The 15,834-nt window shown below is 70.1% G+C and carries 14 protein-coding genes and 1 tRNA gene; 4 read left to right on the forward strand and 11 right to left on the reverse strand.

Annotation, left to right across the window (positions count from 1 at the left end; translation table 11 throughout):
- Positions 1–41 precede the first annotated feature (41 nt).
- The gene (locus tag OG276_RS22645; RefSeq protein WP_266913026.1) at positions 42–806 is read right to left on the reverse strand and encodes an ABC transporter ATP-binding protein; all 765 of its coding nucleotides are present in this window, start codon (positions 804–806) and stop codon (positions 42–44) included.
- 568 nt (positions 807–1,374) lie between these two features.
- Here OG276_RS22645 and OG276_RS22650 point away from each other — a divergent pair.
- A tRNA-Leu gene (locus OG276_RS22650) sits at positions 1,375–1,456 on the forward strand.
- 191 nt (positions 1,457–1,647) lie between these two features.
- Positions 1,648–2,505 carry a Bax inhibitor-1/YccA family protein gene (locus OG276_RS22655; protein WP_266908165.1) on the forward strand — a complete coding sequence of 286 codons (858 nt, stop codon included), beginning with the start codon at positions 1,648–1,650 and terminating at the stop codon, positions 2,503–2,505.
- A 130-nt stretch (positions 2,506–2,635) separates the two neighbouring features.
- Here the strand turns inward: OG276_RS22655 and OG276_RS22660 are convergent, their stop codons facing one another.
- A complete protein-coding gene (locus OG276_RS22660; RefSeq protein ID WP_266908167.1) occupies positions 2,636–2,866 on the reverse strand; it encodes a DUF4287 domain-containing protein in 231 nt (76 codons plus the stop codon).
- 107 nt (positions 2,867–2,973) lie between these two features.
- Here OG276_RS22660 and OG276_RS22665 point away from each other — a divergent pair, with 107 nt between their 5' ends.
- Entirely contained in the window at positions 2,974–3,372 is a 399-nt protein-coding gene (locus OG276_RS22665) for a hypothetical protein (protein WP_266908169.1), read from the forward strand.
- 19 nt (positions 3,373–3,391) lie between these two features.
- Here OG276_RS22665 and OG276_RS22670 read toward each other — a convergent pair whose 3' ends face one another.
- The 3 genes from OG276_RS22670 to OG276_RS22680 form a co-directional block, all read right to left on the reverse strand.
- Positions 3,392–4,216, reverse strand: coding sequence for a hypothetical protein (locus tag OG276_RS22670; protein WP_266908171.1), 825 nt, complete (start codon positions 4,214–4,216; stop codon positions 3,392–3,394).
- A 415-nt stretch (positions 4,217–4,631) separates the two neighbouring features.
- Positions 4,632–5,852 carry an acetyl-CoA C-acetyltransferase gene (locus OG276_RS22675; protein ID WP_266908173.1) on the reverse strand — a complete coding sequence of 407 codons (1,221 nt, stop codon included), beginning with the start codon at positions 5,850–5,852 and terminating at the stop codon, positions 4,632–4,634.
- A 67-nt stretch (positions 5,853–5,919) separates the two neighbouring features.
- On the reverse strand, positions 5,920–6,993 hold the full coding sequence (locus OG276_RS22680; RefSeq protein WP_266908175.1) for an SGNH/GDSL hydrolase family protein: 1,074 nt from the start codon (positions 6,991–6,993) through the stop codon (positions 5,920–5,922).
- 167 nt (positions 6,994–7,160) lie between these two features.
- On the opposite strand from OG276_RS22680, the gene OG276_RS22685 reads away from it, so the two are divergent.
- On the forward strand, positions 7,161–8,546 hold the full coding sequence (locus tag OG276_RS22685; protein WP_266913028.1) for a cystathionine beta-synthase: 1,386 nt from the start codon (positions 7,161–7,163) through the stop codon (positions 8,544–8,546).
- Positions 8,547–8,917: 371 nt separating this feature from the next.
- On the opposite strand, the gene OG276_RS22690 is transcribed toward OG276_RS22685, so the two are convergent.
- The 6 genes from OG276_RS22690 to OG276_RS22715 all read right to left on the reverse strand — a co-directional run bounded on the left by OG276_RS22690 (position 8,918) and on the right by OG276_RS22715 (position 15,779).
- Positions 8,918–9,307, reverse strand: a complete 390-nt coding sequence (locus OG276_RS22690; RefSeq protein ID WP_266908177.1) for a hypothetical protein — start codon at positions 9,305–9,307, stop codon at positions 8,918–8,920.
- A 9-nt stretch (positions 9,308–9,316) separates the two neighbouring features.
- On the reverse strand, positions 9,317–10,579 hold the full coding sequence (locus tag OG276_RS22695) for an MFS transporter (RefSeq protein ID WP_266908179.1): 1,263 nt from the start codon (positions 10,577–10,579) through the stop codon (positions 9,317–9,319).
- 119 nt (positions 10,580–10,698) lie between these two features.
- Positions 10,699–11,817, reverse strand: coding sequence for a M20 family metallopeptidase (locus OG276_RS22700; RefSeq protein WP_266908181.1), 1,119 nt, complete (start codon positions 11,815–11,817; stop codon positions 10,699–10,701).
- Positions 11,814–13,229 carry a hypothetical protein gene (locus OG276_RS22705; protein WP_266908183.1) on the reverse strand — a complete coding sequence of 472 codons (1,416 nt, stop codon included), beginning with the start codon at positions 13,227–13,229 and terminating at the stop codon, positions 11,814–11,816. Before OG276_RS22705 ends, OG276_RS22700 begins: the two co-directional genes overlap by 4 nt.
- A gap of 67 nt (positions 13,230–13,296) precedes the next feature.
- Positions 13,297–14,529: an MFS transporter gene (locus OG276_RS22710; RefSeq protein ID WP_266908185.1), complete on the reverse strand. Its 1,233-nt coding sequence runs from the start codon at positions 14,527–14,529 to the stop codon at positions 13,297–13,299.
- Entirely contained in the window at positions 14,526–15,779 is a 1,254-nt protein-coding gene (locus OG276_RS22715; protein ID WP_266908187.1) for an ATP-grasp domain-containing protein, read from the reverse strand. The genes OG276_RS22710 and OG276_RS22715 overlap by 4 nt, the downstream gene beginning before the upstream one ends.
- Positions 15,780–15,834 lie beyond the last annotated feature (55 nt).

Raw genomic sequence — 15,834 nt, forward strand, 5'->3', positions numbered from 1 at the left:
TGGGGTCAGCGGGGAGGGACGGCTGCGAGGGGGCGCGTCCCTCAGCTGGTGCGGCCCTTGGCGTCGAAGGCCTTCATGCGGTCGAGCACGCCGTCCGCGGTGGGCTGGATCATCTCGTCGACGATGCGGCCGTCGGCGAGGAAGATGACGCGGTCCGCGTAGGAGGCGGCGACCGGGTCGTGGGTGACCATGACGACGGTCTGGCCGAGCTCGCGCACGGAGTTGCGCAGGAAGCCGAGGACCTCGGCGCCGGAGCGCGAGTCGAGGTTTCCGGTGGGCTCGTCACCGAAGATGATCTCGGGGCGGGAGGCCAGGGCGCGGGCCACGGCCACGCGCTGCTGCTGGCCGCCGGAGAGCTGGGTGGGGCGGTGGGAGAGGCGGTCGGAGAGGCCGACCATGTTGATCACCGAGTCCAGCCACTGCTTGTCGGGCTTGCGGCCGGCGATGTCCATGGGGAGCGTGACGTTCTCCAGGGCCGTCAGGGTCGGCAGCAGGTTGAAGGCCTGGAAGATGAAGCCGATCTTGTCCCGGCGCAGCTGCGTGAGCTGCTTGTCCTTCAGGGTGGACAGCTCGGTCTCGCCGATGCGGACGGACCCGGCGGAGAAGGTGTCCAGGCCGGCGACGCAGTGCATCAGCGTGGACTTGCCGGAGCCCGAGGGGCCCATGATCGCGGTGAACTGGCCCTGCGCGAAGTCCACGGAGACGTTGTCCAGAGCGACCACCTGGGTCTCGCCCTGGCCGTACACCTTGGAGAGCCCGGAGGCGCGCGCGGCGACGGCCTGGGCGGTGTGCGGGGCGTAGTTCATGGTGGTCACGGGGGCGACTCCTGTCGGGGGCGGGGCATGCGGACCTGGCTCACGGTCCGCGGTCGGCGGGACCCCTCCATCGTCGCGGCGCCCACCCCCGCTCCGGATCAGCCGTGATGCCCGTTCTCCGGGCCACCGGAGTCTGACCGCGGAGGGCCGCGCCTCCTCCTTTGGTATGACAGCCGCCCGGTGCGAGTACGGGGGAGGCCGTCGGCCGGGCGGCCCCGGGGGCGGCTGGTGGAGGCCCGAGCGAAGGCCTCGGCGGAGGCCGGAGCGGGGACGGGACCGGAGGCGGGGAGGAGGCGGAACGGGGGCGGAAACGGAGCCGGGCCGAGGGGGTGGCGCACGGGGTGGCGTGCGGGGTGGCGCGGGCCATCGAAATCCCGTCAATCCCGCGGCGGCCATGATCGACGCCCGGAACGTGCCGACCGCGCCTTCTGTCCCCTGACGTGCCATCAATCGCCAATAAAATCAGACAACATCGGCGAGACGCCCAGGTGAGGGCGCAAGTGTTCCGGATAGGCTCGGCGCAGCGTTCAAGGCTTTTCCTACGGGGCCGCTACGCCCTGCCCGGATGGTGGAATGCAGACACGGCGAGCTTAAACCTCGCTGACCCTCGGGTCGTGCCGGTTCAAGTCCGGCTTCGGGCACGATGATGGTGACGATGTTCCGATTCAGGCCGGAACGCGTGAGGGCGGGGGCGCCACGGGTACCCCCGCCTGTACCCGCGGAGCGGGCCCGTACCGGCGGGGAAAGATCCTCCTCCAGCAGTAGGGCGATTCCTTTGCGTTCGCATTACTCTTGATTCCAAGGCCGCGCACGGTGGCCATGGAGGAGTGAGATGAGGAGCAGCAACCCGGTCTTCTCGCGACGGGGATTCAGCCGCGACAACGGTGCTAACGCGGGCTTCGGCACGCAGCAGCCCCAGGCCCAGGCCGGGACCGCCACCAACCCGTACGCGACCAACCCCTACGCGACCGACCCGGCCACGGGTATGCCGCAGGCGCCGGTCCGCGGCAATGCGATGACCATCGACGACGTCGTGAGCCGTACGGCTCTGACGCTCGGCACGGTCGTCCTGACGGCGGCCATCTCCTGGATCGCGCTTCCGGTCGACCCGGCCAACATCAACAAGTCGTACGGCATCGCCATCGGCGCCGCGCTCATCGCGTTCGTCTTCGCGATGATCCAGTCGTTCAAGGCCAAGCCGGTCCCCGCGCTGATCCTGGCGTACGCGGCGTTCGAGGGTGTCTTCCTCGGCGTCATCAGCTCGGCCGTGAGCACCTACGTCAGCCCCGGTACGGTCGTCCAGGCCGTCATGGGCACGATGTGCGTCTTCGCCGGCGTGCTGGTCGCCTACAAGATGCGCTGGATCAGGGTGAACCGCCGCTTCGTCGGCTTCGTGATGGCCGCCGCCATGGGCTTCATGCTCCTGATGGTCGTCAACCTGCTGTTCTCCGTCTTTGCCGGCGGCGACGGCCTCGGCTTCCGCAGCGGCGGCCTCGGCATCCTCTTCGGTGTCATCGGCATCCTGCTCGGTGCCGCCTTCCTCGCCATGGACTTCAAGATGGTCGAGGACGGCGTGGCCTACGGCGCCCCCCGCGAGGAGTCCTGGCTGGCGGCCTTCGGCCTCACCATGACCCTGGTGTGGATCTACATGGAGATGCTGCGCCTGATCTCCATCCTCAAGGGCGACTAGTACGCACTGCTTGAGCAGAGGAAGGCCCCGCGAGCACATGCTCGCGGGGCCTTCCCGCATGTCGGGGGTCAGCGGATCGAGTGATCGGACGGTCGGGACGTCGGGGCTGCGGACGGGGGCAGGGGCCGGCTCAGCCGAACTTGCGGGCGGCCCTGCGCAGGTCGTGCTCGTGGATGATCGCCTTGGCCTGGCCGTACGACAGCTCGTGCGCGCCGAGCAGCCAGCTGACCTTCTCTTCGAACCGGACGAGGGAGGGGCCGTCGTCCACGGCCCGGAGCCAGTCGGAGAGTTCACGACCGGTGGTCTGGGGGATTCTGTCGATCATGTTGCGGTGGGTCTGTTCGGAGAACTCGACGGACATGGGCGCCTCCGGGGGTTATCGCCGTGCTGTGCTGTTCTCTTCACGCCACCGTGCCGGAGAGTTCGCCCGTTGGCAATGGCGCCGCGGCGGCGCGTAAGGTCGGCCGGGTGCTCGATACCTCACCCCTGACCGCCGCCGTGGAACGTTTCGCCGACCGGCTGCGGGCGGCGCCGCAGAGCCGCCTCCAGCAGGGTGCCGCCGAGGTGGCGCTGGACCTGGCCCGGGAGCTCTCGCTGCGCGCGCAGCGGCTGGAGGCGGCCGTCACGGCCGTCACGGCCGCCGGGGACGGCGCGGGGGCGGCTCCGGCGCGGACGATGCCCGACGCCGGGATCTTCGTGGTGGGCGACCAGCTCGCCGTGGCGGGGCTGGACCTCGCCGAGGCCCTGCACGCCGCTGCGGGCGGCCCCGGTGGCGCTACGGCTGCGGACATGGCGAAGGCCCCGTCCGAGATGCTGGACGAGGCCGTTCGGCTGGTGGATCAGGCGGAAGCCGGGGCGCTGCGGTGACGCGAACCGATGCGCTGGATCAGAGCGATGCGATGACGCGGTCGGCGAGGATGTAGACGTTGCTGTCCGGGTCCTCGGAGTCGCCGCAGGAGAAGGTCAGCGCGTAGGCGCCGGAGATGCCCGAGCCGCCCAGCAGGACCGGTGCGCTGCCCGAACGCAGGGCGTCGGCGAGCCGCTCGGCGGTCTCCCGGTGTCCCGGGGTCATGCAGAGCGTGGTGCCGTCGGTGAAGACGTACACGTCCAGGGTGCCCAGCGGGCCGGGGCGGACGTCCGCGAGGGCCGTACGGGCCTGCGCGAGCTCCTCCAGGCGGTTGACCGTGCGCTCGTGGTCGGCGCCGGGGTGCGAGGCCTGCACGGGGACGAAGTCCGGGTGCGAGGGGTGGCGCCGGCGGGCGGCGGCCAGCTCGGCCGAGTCCTCCGGGTAGGTCTGGTAGTCCTCGGCGTCGTCGCCCAGGAGCGGCTCCAGGCCGACCATGTCCGCCTGCCGGGGCAGGAAGACGGGGCTCTCGAAGACGGGGCTCTCCTCGCCGAGGGCGGACAGGCCGCCCAGCAGCGAGGGGGCGTCGGCGGCGTCACGCGCCTCCTGAGCGGCCCAGAAGGCGCGCGCCTCGGCGAGCTCGCGCTCGCGCTCCTCGGCGAGGGCCTCGGCGACGGCGGCTCGTATCTCGGCGGCGGGGGACTCCACGGCGCTGCGGGCGTGCGGGACGGTGGCACCACGGGGATGCGTCACCGTCAGCTCACCGCGCAGTGCGGTGACCTGCTTGCGCAGGCCGTGGACGGCGTGCAGCGCAGCAGCGCCGACGGCCGTGGCAGCGGCCGTGGTCAGCAGTAGGGCAAGAGACATGGCGCTCACTGACTAACTCCTGATTGATTCGATCCCCCGACTTCCTACATCAGCTTGTCCTGCCCTGGGAATGGCTTGCAGTGCATTACGTCATGAATTGGACAGGCCTTTCGTCCCGAGCGCCCCACCCGAACCAGGCCTGACCTGCAAAAACAACGGTCCCCCAGGACTAAGGTCACATCCTGGGGGACATTTGGTCACAGAATGGCCGCGACAGGGTTAGATTCGGTGTCAGCACGGCGTACGGGATCAAGCGGATCCCTTACGGCGCCTGGCCTCGGCTCTTGATCCCGACGGCCTTGCCCGGCGAAACCTAGCTGAGACGCTCGATCCTGTGGTCGCGCTGAGCTTCGCCTCCGCGGCGGGCAGGTGCCGTCCTTCGTGCCTCAGGACGACCCCTACCCGCCGCTCCGGCTCAGCTCAGCCGCTCGATGATCATGGCCATGCCCTGACCGCCGCCGACGCACATGGTTTCGAGGCCGAACTGCTTGTCGTGGAACTGCAGGCTGTTGATCAGCGTGCCCGTGATGCGCGCGCCGGTCATCCCGAACGGGTGACCGATGGCGATGGCCCCGCCGTTGACGTTCAGCTTCTCCAGCGGGATCTCCAGGTCCCGGTAGGAGGGGATCACCTGGGCCGCGAAGGCCTCGTTGATCTCGAACAGGTCGATGTCGCCGACGGTCAGGCCCGCCCGCTTCAGCGCCTGCTTGGAGGCCTCGACCGGGCCCAGGCCCATGATCTCGGGGGACAGGCCGGTGACGCCGGTGGAGACGATGCGGGCCAGCGGGGTCAGGCCCAGCTCGCGCGCCTTGGTGTCGCTCATGACGACCAGGGCAGCGGCGCCGTCGTTCAGCGGACAGCAGTTGCCGGCCGTGACCAGGCCGTCGGGGCGGAAGACGGGCTTGAGGCCCTGGACGGCCTCCAGGGTGACCCCGGCGCGGGGGCCGTCGTCCTGCGAGACGACCGTGCCGTCCGGGGTGGTGACCGGGGTGATCTCGCGGGCCCAGAAGCCGTTCTTGATGGCTTCCTCGGCCAGGTTCTGCGAGCGCACGCCGAACTCGTCCATGTCGGCGCGGGTCACGCCCTTGAGCCGGGCCAGGTTCTCCGCGGTCTGCCCCATCCCGATGTACGCGTCGGGGGTGCGGCCGTCCTCGCGCGGGTCCTGCCAGGAGGAGCCGGTGGACTCGCCGACCTCCTTGGTGCGGGCCTCGGACTCGGCGAAGAGCGGGTTGTGCGTGCCCGGGATGCCGTCGGAGGAGCCGTTCACGGACCGGGAGACCATCTCGACGCCCGCGGAGATGAAGACGTCGCCCTCGCCCGCCTTGATGGCGTGCAGCGCCATCCGGGAGGTCTGGAGCGAGGAGGCGCAGTAGCGGGTGATCGTGGTGGCGGGCAGGTGGTCCATGCCCATCTGCACCGCGACGATCCGGCCGAGGTTGTGGCCCTGCTCGCCGCCCGGCAGGCCGCAGCCCAGCATCAGGTCGTCGATCTCGCGCGGGTCCAGCCCGGGGACCTTGGCGAGGGCGGCCTGGATGATCGTGGCGGTCAGATCGTCCGGGCGGACGTCCTTGAGGGATCCCTTGAAGGCGCGACCGATCGGCGAACGGGCGGTGGAAACGATGACGGCTTCGGGCATCGGGGCTCCAAGGGAGGTGGTGTCGTACCGGGACCGCATGCGAAGTTACCGCCCCGTACCGTCGAGGTCACTGCCCTTGCGATGTGACTCCGGTCGCTCTGGGCGCCTCCGCGCTGCCGCCCGCCGCGCCGCCGGCCGGCGCGGCTCCTCCAGTCTGCTCCGTGAGGTCCTCGCCCGGCACCCGGCGCCTGCGCCGGTATTTGAGCAGGGCCCACGGGCCGCGGGCCCCGGTCACCTCCGTGCCGGCCTGGCCCGCCGCGGCCGAGGCGGCCTTGGCCACCGGGAGCATGTCCTCGTTGCGCGAGACGTCCAGCCGGTCGGACTCGGGCCAGACGCCCAGGGCGGCGCACAGGGTCGGCAGTATGGCCATCGCGGCGGTCGCGTACCCCTCCGCCGACGGGTGGTAGGAGTCCGGTCCGAACATCTCGCGGGGGTTCGCCGCGAACTCCGTTCCCATCAGGTCGCCGATCGAGACGGTACGGGCGCCCAGCGCGAGCACCCCGATCGTCTGGGCGGCGGCCAGCTGGCGCGAGACCCGGCGGGCCAGCCACCGCAGCGGCTGGTACACCGGCTCGATGGTGCCGAGGTCCGGGCAGGTGCCGACCACCACCTCGGAGCCCGCGAGCCGCAGCCGGCGTACGGCCGCGGTCAGCAGCCGCACCGACTGGGTGGGCGGCATCCGGCGGGTCACGTCATTGGCGCCGATCATGATCACGCACACGTCGGGGGCCGGGCCGTCACCATCCAGCAGCAGCCCCGTCTGGCGGTCCAGGTCGTCCGACATGGCACCCGAGAGCGCCACGTTGCGCAGCTCGACCGGCCGCTCGGCCACCGCCGCCAGCCCCGAGGCCAGCAGGGCGCCCGGAGTCTGCCGGGCCCGCCGCACCCCCAGCCCGGCGGCCGTGGAATCGCCCAGCACGCCGAACCGCAGCGGGCCCGGACTCAGCTCGGGGCCGCCGAACTCGCTCCCGTACAGCCCGTCCGCGCGCGGCGGATCCGGCAGGCCGGTGCCGACGGTCCGCTTGGCGAACTGCATCTCCGCCACCACCAGGCCCACCGCGGCCGCTCCGACGAGCCCGAGCCCGCCACCGCCGTACGCCGCTCCCGCCGCGATGCGGCGGGCCGTCCTCGCCCTGGACACCCTTCAAGCCACCTTCTCGGTCCCTTGGCCGGATCCCTGCGTCGCATTCGCCGACCCCGCCGTCCTGTTGACCTACCTGCCCCGTACGGCCGGTCGGCCAATCCCTTTCCGCATAGTCTGGCCGTGCCTCCCGGAGAACCCGTGGAGTCCCCTCCTTGGAGAACATGGTGCAATTCCACGACTCGATGATCAGCCTCGTCGGCAACACCCCGCTGGTGAAGCTCAACCGTGTGACCGAAGGCCTCCAGGCCACCGTGCTGGCCAAGGTCGAGTACTTCAATCCCGGCGGATCCGTGAAGGACCGGATCGCCGTCAGGATGATCGAGGCCGCCGAACAGAGCGGAGCCCTCAAGCCCGGCGGCACCATCGTGGAGCCCACGAGCGGCAACACGGGTGTAGGACTCGCCATCGTGGCCCAGCAGAAGGGCTACAAGTGCATCTTCGTCTGCCCCGACAAGGTCTCGGCTGACAAGATCAACGTGATGCGCGCGTACGGCGCCGAGGTCGTGGTCTGCCCGACCGCCGTCGACCCCGAGCACCCGGACTCGTACTACAACGTGTCCGACCGCCTCGTGCGCGAGACCCCGGGCGCCTGGAAGCCCGACCAGTACAGCAACGCGAACAACTCGCGCTCGCACTACGAGACCACCGGCCCCGAGCTCTGGGAGCAGACGGCGGGGAAGATCACCCACTTCGTCGCCGGCGTCGGCACGGGCGGCACGATCTCGGGCACCGGCCGGTACCTCAAGGAGGCCTCCGACGGCCGCGTGAAGATCATCGGCGCGGACCCCGAGGGCTCGGTCTACTCCGGCGGCTCGGGCCGCCCGTACCTCGTCGAGGGCGTCGGCGAGGACTTCTGGCCGACCGCCTACGACCCGACCGTGACCGACGAGATCATCGCGGTGTCCGACAAGGACTCCTTCCAGATGACCCGCCGCCTCGCCAAGGAGGAGGGCCTGCTCGTCGGCGGCTCCTGCGGCATGGCGGTCGTCGCCGCGCTGCGGGCGGCCGAGGGCCTCGGCCCGGACGACGTGGTCGTCGTCTTGCTCCCGGACAGCGGGCGCGGCTACATCAGCAAGATCTTCAACGACGAGTGGATGGCCGGACACGGCTTCCTGGAGGACGCGGGCCCCTCGGCCCGCATCCGGGACGTGCTCGCGGACAAGGCGGGCGGCATTCCCTCCCTGGTCCACATGCACCCCGAGGAGACCGTCGGGGAGGCCATCGAGGTGCTGCGCGAGTACGGCGTCTCGCAGATGCCGATCGTCAAGCCGGGCGCCGGTCACCCCGACGTGATGGCGGCCGAGGTCATCGGCTCCGTGGTCGAGAAGGAGCTGCTGGCGGCGCTGTTCGCGGGCGGCGCCTCCCTCGGTGACCCGCTGGAGAAGCACATGAGCGCGCCGCTGCCGCAGGTCGGCTCGGGCGAGCCGGTCTCCGAGCTGATGGCGGTGCTCGGCGAGGCCGACGCGGCGATCGTGCTGGTCGAGGGCAAGCCGACCGGTGTGGTGAGCCGTCAGGACCTGCTGGCGTTCCTGGCCAAGGGCGCCAAGTAGCCCGTACGAGGCTGCGTTCGAGTCCGCGTTCGGGTCCGGGTACGGGCCCGCGCGCGGACGACGCGCAAACGGTACGGGCCCGACACGTGACGGCAGCACCCGCTTAACAAGGCTCCGGCACAGTGGTGGTTGTCGGCAGGGAAGCCCGGGAAACCGGGACCCGGCCGGCACCACGAACGGCGTCGGCGCACCTCCGGAGCGGCTCCCGGACCGCGTTGGACGCCACGGACGCGCGGACGGCCCTGACCCGGCCCGTGTCCTGCGCGGGGACCGCCGTCGTCCCGCCCCCGGGAAACCGGGGTGCGGCGGTCCCCGCGCATAAACATGTCCGCGGGCGGCCAGCCGGGTTTTCTCTCCGCGCTGTCTGCCCGTCAGTCCAGCTGATCGGTACCGCGCTCGCCGCGGAGGAGCCCGCGGAACTTCGCCGCGTGGACGTAGTTGACGCCCAGGATGCCGAGCCAGGCCACGACCAGGCCGCTCAGACCGGCCTGTGCGGCGCCGATCGCGGACAGCGGGATCGCCAGCACCAGGGTGATGATCGCGAAGCCGAAGCGCTCGCCGAAGTTGCCTTCCGCGGAGTCCGCCGCGCCCGGACCGGTGCCGCGGGCCGCGGAGAGCCGCTCCTCCGCGAGGCGCCGGCGCACCTGCGTGTCGACCTTCTCCACGAACGAGTCCACCAGCGCGGCCTCGTACTCCGCCCCCAGCTCCCGCCGGGCGTCGAGCGTGGCGGAGAGTTCCTTCTTCAGCTCTTGCGACTCCATCCCGTCACCCTAGGAGCCGCCGTCCTTGCCGGCACTGGGGATAGCCCCCGTATCGCGCCGCACGAGCCCGCGGACGGGCCGGACGACGATGAGGGCGAGGGCGCAGCCGAGGCTGATCGCGGCGCCGGCCAGCAGGAGCGGGCGGACGCCGAAGAGGCTGCTCGCCGGGCCCGAGAGGACCTGGCCGAGGGGGATGGCGAGGATCGAACCGCCCACCTCGTACGCCGTCACGCGGTTGAGCCGGTCCTCGGGGATCTGGGTCTGCACCGTGGTGGACCACTGGACGCCCCAGAACGCCCAGCCCACACCGCTGATCGCGTAACCGAGCATGAGCAGCGGCAGGGCCGGAACCAGGGCCGCGGCCAGCGGCATCATCGGGAACAGGAACATCGCGAAGCCGCCGCCGAGCAGCGGGCGGGCCGGGCGGAGCCGGATCGCGACGAGCCCGCCGAGGACGCAGCCGGCCCCGAAGGCGCCCTCCGCGTACCCGAAGGCGGCCTTGCCGTGCTCGGCGATGATCGAGGCCGCGCCGAGCGGGGTGAGCGGCCCCCAGACGAAGACCCCGAGCACCCACCAGATCAGGATCACCGTCCACAGCCAGGACCTGGAGCGGAACTCGTCCCAGCCCTCCCGCAGGTTCGTGAGGGTGGACTGCGAGCGGTCGGGTGCGAAGCGGGGGAGCCGCAGCGCGAGCAGGCAGACCCCGCTGATCGCGAAGGTGGCGGCGTCGATCACGAAGACCCAGGCCGTCGAGGTGGCGGCGACGAGGACGCCGGCGAGCGCCGGCCCGGCCATCGTGGCCATCCCCTGGCTCACCCGCAGCACCCCGTTGGCCTGGGTGGGGTCGGTGGAGACCTGGGGGACGAGGCTGGAGGTGCCCGGCTGGAACATCGCGGTCGCGATGCCGCCGAGGACCGATCCTCCGATGACGAACCACAGGGTGGGGTGGCCGAGCCAGAGGTACACGGCGAAGGAGCCCTGCGCCACGCACCGGACCGCGTCGGCGCCGATCATCTGCGGCAGGGGGTGGAAACGGTCCGCGATCACCCCGCCGAACACGATGAAGAGGGCGAAGGACCCCATCCAGGCGCCCAGCGCGTACCCGATGCCGCTCACCCCGTAGCCGAGGGAGATCATCGCGACGGCCAGGGCGACCGGCATCATCATGTCGCCCAGCATCGACACGATGCGGGCGGTGAAGAACAAGCCGAAGTTCCTGGTCCACAGGCGGGTTCCGGGCAGGGGTGGGGCGGAGACGGACGAAGTCACCATGAGGGCCAATTCACTTGAATTCGGTGGGGGTTGACCGGGTGGAGCTCGGCGGCCGGCCCTTGAGGATCAAGCGCCGGCCGCGGGCCGGTCAAGCGAATTGAGCCCCGGTGGCGTCTTCGTCAGGCGCCGCTTCCCGCCCGCGAGGCGCGGATCGCGTTCACCAGCCCGGTCACGAGGTTCGCCCGTTCCGCCATGGACCCGATCACGAGGTACTCGTGGTCGGCGTGGGCGCCGCCCCCGACCGCGCCCAGGCCGTCGAGCGTCGGCACCCCCAGGGCCGCCGTGAAGTTGCCGTCGCTCCCACCGCCGACCGCCGTGCCTTCGAGGCCGGGAAGCAGGTCCAGCGCCATGGCGAACAGCTCGGTCGACGCCGACTCGGGCATCGGGGGGCGGCCGACCGCACCCTGAACCGTGATCTCCGCCTCTGCGAGATGCGGAGTCAGGGCTGCGAACGCGGACTCGATCCGGGCCTTCTCGTCGGACGACTCGACCCGGACGTCGACGATCAGGGAAGCCTCTGCCGGAACGACGTTGTCCAGGGTTCCCGCGGACGCGACGGTCGGAGTGACGGTCGTGCCGACCTCGGGCCGCCCGAGCGCTGCGATGTCCAGCACCTGGTGCGCCGCTTCGATCAGGGCGTTGACTCCGGCCGCAGGCTCAAGGCCCGCGTGCGATGCCCGGCCCTTGACGGTGACCTGGAACGTTCCGCAGCCCTTCCTGCCGGTCTTCAGCGCGCCGCCGTCCGCCGCACCCTCGAAGACGAGCACGGCGCCGCAGGCGCGCGCCCGTTCCTCGATGAGAGCACGCGAAGTGCGGGAACCGACCTCTTCGTCGGCGGTCACCAGGATCTCGACACCCGATCGGTCATCGAGTGCCGCAAGTCCGTGGACGGCCTGCACCAGACCGCCGAGCATGTCGAAGACCCCCGGACCGGTCGCGTGCCCGCCCTCCACCTTGAAGGGGCGGCGTTCCAGGGTCCCGAGCGGAAACACCGTGTCGTGGTGTCCGAGAATCAGAACCCTCGGGTCGCCGCCGCCGGACCAGTGGACGTGGGGCCCGGCATCGCTGTGGACGAGAACGGCCTGCCCGCCGAGCCGACTCTCGATGAGACCGGCGACTACCTTGGCCGATGAGCTCAAGGCTTCGAGATCACGCGAGGGAGATTCGACCTCGACGAGTGTCCTGAGATCTTCGAGCATCGTCTCGACATTCACGGCCATGGCCTTGCGCATCGTCATACCGGGAGGCTACCTGCGATGAGAACGGTGTTCATGGCCGAGCCCTGCAGGGCATTGATGACCTGCCCGCCGCCGGGGCAACTGTGCCGGACGAAGATGTTGGAGATCTGCCGGCCGAAAAGGAACGGTCCCAGCACGAAGGGCACCGATTCGCTGCGCACCGTGCCTGTTCGATCGTCGTAGAACGCCATGTCCGTCCGGTCGGCCTGTACGAAGCGCTGGAGGACGTGGCCGCCCTTGGCCACGGCGCGGCGCAGGGCGGTTCGCCAGGTCTCGTCATCCACGGCCCGGCCCAGAACGACCCCGTCACCGCCGTGTCCGTTCGCGGGCTTCAGCACCCAGTCCTGCCGGTCGGGGATCACTTGACGAACGGTGTCCTCCTGCTCCGGGGTGACTGCGACGGTCAGCGGCAGATGCGTGTGAACGAACTGCCGGTCCTCCGGTGCGAGGCGCTCGATGTCCTCCCAGAGCCAGGCGAGTACGGCCTTGTTGCTCAGCAGCCAGCTCGCCTCCGGGGTATGCATCTGAACGGCTCCGTGCTGGACGGAGTTGATCAGTGCGGTGAAACCCGCCGAGGGCGGCTCGACGGCTGTGATGAACAGCCGCAGTACGGCATCGAAGCGCGTTTCACCGGAAACCAGCCGGAAGTCGGCATCGTTGCCCAACTCGCGCCACGGGCAGGGAACCGCGACGATGCCGAGACGCCGGGCACTGTCGACCATCGGCTGGTGACGGCGGATCCGATCGGCCTCGGTGGCCGCGCCGGGGAGAATTCCGTGCGCGTACATCGGAATGGCGAGGTGCACCTCCCCCGCTCCGTCGAACTGAGCCCGGATCTGCGCGAACCGCGAGTCGACCGCGGACGGTGGAACGGTGAGGCTCAATTCGGGCAGCTCGGCTTCGAGCACCGAATGGAAACGGCTGGAGACCAGGTCGGCCTGTGCCGTTCCGCCGACGGCACCATCGATGTTGATCTCTACGAACTTGGGTATGCCCCGTTCCAGCACCACATCGGGACGAGTCGCCTCGATGAGGTGGTCGCCGAGCGGCTCGTCCTTCCGAAGGAGTGGCATCTGCTCGGCCGGAACGCCGAGCAGGTCCAGCAGCTCTCCGGCCGTACCGGCCCGTCGCCGGCAAGCCTCCAGGACCAGCACGGCGAGGCGGTCGCTGAGCTCTCCGAGTTCCTGGTGGAATGCCGCGCTGAACACCATGGGCCGCAGCGGCCACCACGGCCCGGCGGCTCCCGCAACGCCGTCGAAGACATGGCCATAGCGCTGCTGTGCTGCGCCATGAGCGCGGTCCTGCCACGATGCAGGAAGCCGAGGCCACAGGTCGGCGCCGAGATGGGGCGAACTCTTGAGCTCCACGGGTCTGTTGATCTCCTCGTCGTTGTCAGCGTGGCCGATGGCCACGGCACGTGCTCCGGCCGGTTCTGTCGGCCGGCATTCGTGTATCCAGGGGTTTCCACACCTGCCGATGTCAGGAACTCGTGGCCATCGCGGGCAGGTCACGCATGGTGCGCAGCGGCGATGCGAGGACCCACAGAGTGGACAGGGCCATTCCTGCCACGGCTACGGCCACTGCCAACCGCACGCCGCCCCATTCGCCAAGGGCGCCGCCGATGAGCCCGCCGAGCGGGAGGACGCCCCAGATCAGGAAGCGAACGGTGGCGTTCATCCTGGACAGCATCTCCGGGGGGCAGATCCTCTGGCGGAAGCTGACCTGCGCCACGTTGTAGATGACCAGCCCGAAATTCACGATGAACCACGAAACGCCGAACAGCACGGTTCCCCAGCCACCTGATCCGAGCGGAAGCAAGAAGCCGAAGGGCATGCAGGCGGCGAGGGACAGCCAGATCACCCGGGCGGGCCCGGCCCAGTCGGATATCTTGCGGGCGGATATCGCACCGACGAATCCGCCGATCCCGCCGGAGGCCATCAGAGCACCGGCCGCCCAATCCGGCTGGTTCATGGCATCGACGAGCAACACCACCAGCAGCGGCGAAGCAACTGCGTAGAAGAAGTTGAACGTTGCTGAAGTGCCGGTGAGCGCCCGCATGAGCGGGTCGCCGAGCACATAGCGCAGACCGGCCTTGATCTCGGGAATCATGGGCTTGCGGGCGCGTGCTGCCGGTGGCGGGGATTCTTCCCGGATGCGGTTCAGGCTGGCGGCAGACACGAGGTAGCACAAGGCCTGTACCCCCACCGCGTTCGCCGAGGACATCAGGCCGGTCAGGCCGCCTCCGGCCGCGGGGCCGGCTACCTGGGCCACCGTGCGACTGCTCTCCAGACGTGCGTTGCCCTCCGTCAGATGGGCCGGGCCCACCAGCGGTACCAGGTAGGACTGGTAGGCGACGTCGAAGAAGACCGTGGCGCAACCGCCGAGCAGGCCGATGACCAGCAACTGGCTCAAGGTCAGGCAGTCCAGCCACCATGCCAAGGGGACGCTGAGCAGCAACAGCGCCCGGACGACGTCCGAGAGGACCATGACCGTGCGAGGCGGCATCCGGTCGACCAGGACACCGGCCGGCAGCCCGATGACCAGGAAGGCGACGGACTGTACGGCGTACAGCAGGCCCATCTCGAACGGCGTCGCGGCCAGCGCGGTCATCGCGACCAACGGCATGGCCACCCGGTTGACATGCGTACCGAACTGGCTCGCGGTCTGCCCGACCCACAGGCAGCGGAAGCCCTGGTGCCGCAGCAGGCTCATACGATCGCCGCGTACAGGTCGTTCTTCTCCAGGTCCCGGATCCGCTGGTAGTCGTCGTGAACCTGGCCGGCATCAGGGTGGGCCAGGTAGACCGACCCGAAGGAGCTGACCAAGTCACGCGTCTTGCGGACGGGCCCGACCGCACCCTTGAGGCGCATGGAGTGGAAGGACGGAAGTTCCCGGACCTCGCGGAGGTCCAGGTCGGCCTTCAGCACACCATCGCGCGGGCAGTGCAGCGCCACCTGTGCCAGCGTCGCCCGGTGGGGGAGGGGCTGCTCGGTGGCGGCCAGGAAGTGGTCGGGGGCGGTGTACGCGGCCGCTGTCATCAGCGCAAGGTTCGAGCCGTAGACCGGGAGGGTGATGCCCGGGGCGATGCCGCCGTGCAGCCGAGCGCCGAGTTCGATGAGCACGGGGCCGGACTCGGTGAGCATCACCTCGGTGTGGGTGGGGCCCCAGCTGATGCCGAAGGCGTCCAGCACCGTGGTCACGTAGTCGGTGAGTACCGGCCACACCGGACTGTCAGGCGCGATGAGAGCGCTCAGATCGTAGATCCGGGAGCCGTCGACCACGCTCTTGTCGGCCCGCCACACCTCGATGACGCGATGGTGACCGCTCACGGAGACCACGTCCACCATGTACTCCTCGCCCACTAGCATCTCCTGGGCAAGGAAGGCCTCGTTGGAGTTGCCCCACATGTCGGTGGTGCCGAGCCTGCGGGCGAAGTAGGCATCGCTCTCGGCAGCCGAGTGCACCAACTCGACACCGTTCGTCGCCGCGCTCTGCAGCGGCTTCAGCACGATCGGGTAGCCCTCGCCCGCGGCAGCGAAGACGCGTGCCTCCGCGGCCGTGGTGACCTGCGCCGAGCGAGCGTGCCGGATTCCGGCGTTGCGCACCACTTCGACCATCGCTGCCTTCTCGCGCTTGGCCGCAGTCAGCTCGATGCCATTTCCCGTAGGTACACCAAGGAGGTGGGCCAGGTGGTCGGCCACGTAGACGCCGCTTTCCAGGCCGGACACCACGTGTGCGACGTGGTAGGAATCGAGGCGGGCCGTCACGCCTTCGTAGTCACCGTGGAAGTCGATGACTTCGATCACCCCTGCCGCCCGTTCGGGGTGCGCCCACGGGGCATATTCCTCAACGCGGTTGCGCACATGCACCGTCGGGAGGCCGTAGGCGTGGAATGCTGCGGGCAACAACGCTCCGCTGCTGTAGGCATCGACAATCACACAGACGGTTTCTTTGTTCTTCATGGGCTTCCTCCCGAGGTGGTGTGCGCCCGCCGGCCGGGCGGACATCGAGGCCGTA

The organism is Streptomyces sp. NBC_00086 (assembly GCF_026343255.1).
Lineage (GTDB): Bacteria > Actinomycetota > Actinomycetes > Streptomycetales > Streptomycetaceae > Streptomyces.

Excerpts from the sequence above, each read along its gene's own strand:
- OG276_RS22655 (WP_266908165.1), top strand. The coding sequence starts at position 1,648 with ATGAGGAGCAGCAACCCGGTCTTCTCGCGACGGGGATTCAGCCGCGAC.
- OG276_RS22670 (WP_266908171.1), bottom strand. The coding sequence starts at position 4,216 with ATGTCTCTTGCCCTACTGCTGACCACGGCCGCTGCCACGGCCGTCGGC.
- OG276_RS22695 (WP_266908179.1), bottom strand. The coding sequence starts at position 10,579 with ATGGTGACTTCGTCCGTCTCCGCCCCACCCCTGCCCGGAACCCGCCTG.
- OG276_RS22675 (WP_266908173.1), bottom strand. The coding sequence starts at position 5,852 with ATGCCCGAAGCCGTCATCGTTTCCACCGCCCGTTCGCCGATCGGTCGC.
- OG276_RS22710 (WP_266908185.1), bottom strand. The coding sequence starts at position 14,529 with ATGAGCCTGCTGCGGCACCAGGGCTTCCGCTGCCTGTGGGTCGGGCAG.
- OG276_RS22700 (WP_266908181.1), bottom strand. The coding sequence starts at position 11,817 with ATGACGATGCGCAAGGCCATGGCCGTGAATGTCGAGACGATGCTCGAA.
- OG276_RS22645 (WP_266913026.1), bottom strand. The coding sequence starts at position 806 with ATGAACTACGCCCCGCACACCGCCCAGGCCGTCGCCGCGCGCGCCTCC.
- OG276_RS22715 (WP_266908187.1), bottom strand. The coding sequence starts at position 15,779 with ATGAAGAACAAAGAAACCGTCTGTGTGATTGTCGATGCCTACAGCAGC.
- OG276_RS22690 (WP_266908177.1), bottom strand. The coding sequence starts at position 9,307 with ATGGAGTCGCAAGAGCTGAAGAAGGAACTCTCCGCCACGCTCGACGCC.
- OG276_RS22660 (WP_266908167.1), bottom strand. The coding sequence starts at position 2,866 with ATGTCCGTCGAGTTCTCCGAACAGACCCACCGCAACATGATCGACAGA.